A 4,100-nucleotide genomic window follows, 5' to 3' on the forward strand; every position below is an offset into this window, starting at 1 on the left:
GAATAATGTGCTCACATTTTTGTGCAAGCCCTTCATCGTGAGTTACCAAAATAAGCGTAGTACCGTGTTGCGTGCTTAAATCAAATAATAAGGATTCAATCATTTTACCGTTTTTGCTGTCTAAATTAGCCGAAGGCTCATCAGCAAATAGTATTTTAGGTGTACCAATAAATGCTCGCGCAATAGCAACACGCTGCTGTTCACCGCCAGAGAGTTGCGACGGGTAATGATCAATTCGATGGCTCAAGCCTACTTTTTCAAGCAAAGCAATTGCTTGCTCTTTTGCATCACTTTCACCAGCGAGCTCTGCTGGTAGCATAACGTTTTCTAGTGCCGTTAAGCTTTGTACTAACATAAACGATTGAAACACAAATCCAATTTTAGCCGCGCGCAGTGCAGCACGCTCTTCTTCATCTAAATTGTGTAATGGTTCACCATCTAAAAATATTTCGCCGCTGCTTGCGGTATCCAGCCCCGCTAATAAACTGAGTAACGTTGATTTACCAGAGCCCGACGTGCCAACAATAGCAACAGACTCACCATGCTTGACATTAAAGCTGATGTCGCTGAGGATGGGCAGCTCACCTTCAAAGGTAGAAACTATTTTAGACAAACCATTAACCTGAATTATATTTAATTGAGAAAGCGCTGACATATGACTCATTCAATCCTTCGTTTAGTATTCATTTTATTTTTAGTTATCAAACCGCTGAGCGCAGCAGCCGACAACACGATTTTAATACTCGGTGACAGTTTAAGCGCAGCCTACGGACTTCAACAAGAAGAAGGCTGGGTAAAATTGTTACAAGATAAATACGATGACGAACAAGCCGACATTGAACTTATCAACGCCAGTATTAGTGGCGAAACATCCGGTGGAGCCCTACGCCGTTTAGATGCATTGCTTGAGCAATACGAACCCACTCATGTACTTATTGAGCTAGGCGCTAATGACGGTTTACGTGGTTTCCCCGTTAAAAAAATGCAAACTAACTTAACGTCTCTTATTCAAAAAAGCCAAGCAGCTAATGCGATGACCGCCTTAATGGAGATTTACATTCCCCCTAATTACGGCCCGCGTTACAGTAAAATGTTTACTGACACTTTTTCGCGCGTTAGCGAAGAAACAAATGCGCATTTAATGAACTTTTTTATGCTCGATATTGCCAGCCAACCTGAGCTAATGCAAAACGATAGTTTACACCCTAACAAAAAAGCTCAGCCATTAATACGAGATGAGATGTATGACTCGATCAAAAAGTGGTTAAATAAAGACTAGCTAATTAATACACCGCAAGGGCGCCTTTTTAGGCTTCTTGCGTAATAAACACCCAAACAAACAATCGCTTATTGATTTTTAAAAAAATACACGTACTATTGCAAACAACGTCGGTATGTAGCGCAGCTTGGTAGCGCACTGTCATGGGGTGGCAGGGGTCGAGAGTTCGAATCTCTCCATACCGACCATTAATACCAATCCGCTATAATACTTAATCATTTTGCGGGGCTAAACTTGTCGCTACCTGTGTTAAAAAATTCTCATTTAGAACAACTAAATAGCGAATTTTTTGCCTAGCTATCAACACGTTTTTCCATCCTAAAATAGATCACTTAATTAAGCGAATTGGTATAAACTCCCGTTATATCAATAAGTTAAACTTCTTTTCAAAATATAGCCAAAATCCATCTGTTTTGATTCTACAATTTATCCGTAGCACTATCTTATTTAACTAAGCGCACTTAATAAAACTGAGTTTAGCTGGCTAGTTTTGTGGTTTTTGATGGGGGTTGTATTTAATTGTTATTAACTTGAAGTGGCCTTTGTGGAATCTATATGAAGGCATTTGATTTCAATTTATTGAAATTAAAATAAAAAAGCGCTCTAAGCGCTTTTTTATTAAAGTACTAGTGCTTGCGCCCTACACCATTACGTACCATGTCTTGCCCTGTTTGGAATACATCTTCTGTAATACCGCGCGCTAAAAGTAATTTTTGATTATCGTCAAACACGGCTACAAAACGACTACCATCACTATTGTTTGTTGCCATACCAACGCCCGAAACACCCTTAAGGCCAAGACCGCCGTTTTCTACATTTAATAAAAAGCTTTCTAATTCGGCTAGACTAGAAATTACATCATTTTCTTTATTCATTTTAACACTCTTTTAGTAAGGCTTTTAAATCATTATGGTGGCTATTTTATATAGAAGAGCCAAAAACTTAAACCCTTGGCTCAGGTTAGTCACTAAATCGACTTTATAGCTAACTCTAAATTGCTTAGCGCACAACCAAACTCTTTTGCATTTACGCGATGATACTGCGTGTCACTCGTTGCTGTAAGGCTAATTATAAACTCGTCTTGTTGGGCTACCGCACTTTGCTCTTGGCTTAGGCACATCGCTTGAGTAAGTGAACGCAGTTTTGAATTTGTTAAAATTGAGCCAAAACGCTGCACTGGAAGTGGAGGTATTTTTATAGCGGGTAACGCTTCATCTATTGTGCGTGCGCTTAATGTAAACGTATTATTGGTAATTTCAATTACACTGCTTGTAGGCCAGTACGAATAGCTATAGCTCTTACTCCCAGGTTGGGCTTTACCTTGGTTAGCCAAATGCACTACACCACTTTTGCCTATTACGGTTATTAAGCTACCTTCTGGCGATTTAATAACAACTAAGGCTGTATTTTCATCAATACCAAATCCATGTTGAATCTCTGTTTTAGTATTTTTCACTTCGTTTTTATTTAGCGCTGCTGCAAGCCTAAATGTACGGTTTTGTTCGCTAAATTGAGTATCTAGTACACCAAAGTTAAAACTGCCCAGCCCACCAGCATTAGTGTTATTTTCACTTTTACGAAGTGCCTCAAGGCTTGTCGTATTTGTAAGCATGCCCGTCACTTTACTTTGGATTGCAGCACCGGCTCCTTCACCTACAATTACTGGGCGAGTTTGCAATGCTTGCGTCCACGGGTATGGGTTATTGTTTTGATCAAATAATACCTTGTGAGTTAATGCTGTATTACCGCTATTAAACATCACACCGGTACTATTTTTAATAAGTGATACAAGTGCATTAGTGCCATTTTTACATAAAGCGTATTCGGCCTTTGTGCGATCGGGATAAATCACTTCACGGTTATACACATTCATTAATGTATTTCTAAGCGCAGGTAATTCATCGCACGAGTTACTCGTAATCGCTTTAGCAAGCGCTGGCGTTAGTGCTAACCATTGAGTGTTTATATTTGATTGTGCCAAAAGACTTTGCGCTACATCTGCCGACTCATAAGGGTCGCGGCTCGAAGCCGTAATAGCAAGCATGGTTGGTTTTGCGTTATTAACTTTTAAACTGCCCGACACAAATTGTAAAATATTATTAGTCGCAACCTCATTATTAAAATCGGTATTTACTTGCTCTTTTACACGCTCACCGTTTTTATTAAGTAGCGGTACTTCTAGCATATCAAATACAAAGTTGTACTCTTGCTGAGTTAGACTTTCTAATTGCTGATTATTTATATCGCGCCACTGCCAGAGTAAATCTGTTTTTGATACGCTATTTGACGATTTACTTTGTATGGTTTTAAGTGTTTTTAATACAGCCGTTTTTGCCTCAACATTATTATTAGGCCAATGCTGCGCGATGTTTTTTATTTGAGAGCTGCTAAGTGTATATAAATTATGTGACTTACCATCAATAACAGCCTCTTTTTGGCAATTATTAAGCTTGGCGCTAGTACAGGTAGTAAGCTCTGACCCCACTAAAATTAAAGTTTGGCTTTGCTCTTGAGCCACTGCATTTATTGAAAAACCGGCACCGAACAATGCCACTACCATACCCAGTAACTTCGGCTGTTGATCACGTAAAAATGCACATATCATAATGTAAACTCTAATATAAATAATAAAACTAATGTGCTGTAGTTTAACAGCTAGCCACTAGCGCCTAAATATATTTTTATAAATGTTAAATAATTCAAGTCTCTGAAAAACGTTCGGGTTAAGCACTTCATTTAAATACATTGTTTAGTTTGCCCTTGTGTCTTTGTAAATATTATCTAAACAAATTTAAACGGAGCATTTATTGACCAATTTCAT

Annotated in this window: 4 protein-coding genes and 1 tRNA gene; 2 read left to right on the forward strand and 3 right to left on the reverse strand. The window is 38.6% G+C overall.

What is annotated here, in order from left to right; genetic code table 11:
* Positions 1-655 (reverse strand): ABC transporter ATP-binding protein (locus H5072_RS13180; protein ID WP_182693775.1); only part of this gene is annotated, 655 nt, incomplete at its 3' end.
* Here H5072_RS13180 and H5072_RS13185 point away from each other — a divergent pair.
* Positions 656-1,279, forward strand: a complete 624-nt coding sequence (locus H5072_RS13185; RefSeq protein ID WP_039490141.1) for an arylesterase — start codon at positions 656-658, stop codon at positions 1,277-1,279. It begins immediately after the preceding gene.
* A 111-nt stretch (positions 1,280-1,390) separates the two neighbouring features.
* A tRNA-Pro gene (locus H5072_RS13190) sits at positions 1,391-1,467 on the forward strand.
* Positions 1,468-1,905: 438 nt separating this feature from the next.
* Here the strand turns inward: H5072_RS13190 and H5072_RS13195 are convergent.
* Positions 1,906-2,154 (reverse strand): hypothetical protein, encoded by a 249-nt coding sequence (locus H5072_RS13195; RefSeq protein ID WP_024596835.1) that lies wholly within the window; start codon positions 2,152-2,154, stop codon positions 1,906-1,908.
* A 92-nt stretch (positions 2,155-2,246) separates the two neighbouring features.
* A complete protein-coding gene (locus tag H5072_RS13200; protein ID WP_182693774.1) occupies positions 2,247-3,884 on the reverse strand; it encodes a cyanophycinase in 1,638 nt (545 codons plus the stop codon).
* Between the last annotated feature and the right edge of the window lie 216 nt (positions 3,885-4,100).

It is taken from the genome of Pseudoalteromonas sp. SR45-5, from assembly GCF_014163565.1.
Taxonomy (GTDB): domain Bacteria; phylum Pseudomonadota; class Gammaproteobacteria; order Enterobacterales; family Alteromonadaceae; genus Pseudoalteromonas; species Pseudoalteromonas distincta.

Excerpts from the sequence above, each read along its gene's own strand:
- H5072_RS13195 (WP_024596835.1), bottom strand. The coding sequence starts at position 2,154 with ATGAATAAAGAAAATGATGTAATTTCTAGTCTAGCCGAATTAGAAAGC.
- H5072_RS13185 (WP_039490141.1), top strand. The coding sequence starts at position 656 with ATGACTCATTCAATCCTTCGTTTAGTATTCATTTTATTTTTAGTTATC.
- H5072_RS13200 (WP_182693774.1), bottom strand. The coding sequence starts at position 3,884 with ATGATATGTGCATTTTTACGTGATCAACAGCCGAAGTTACTGGGTATG.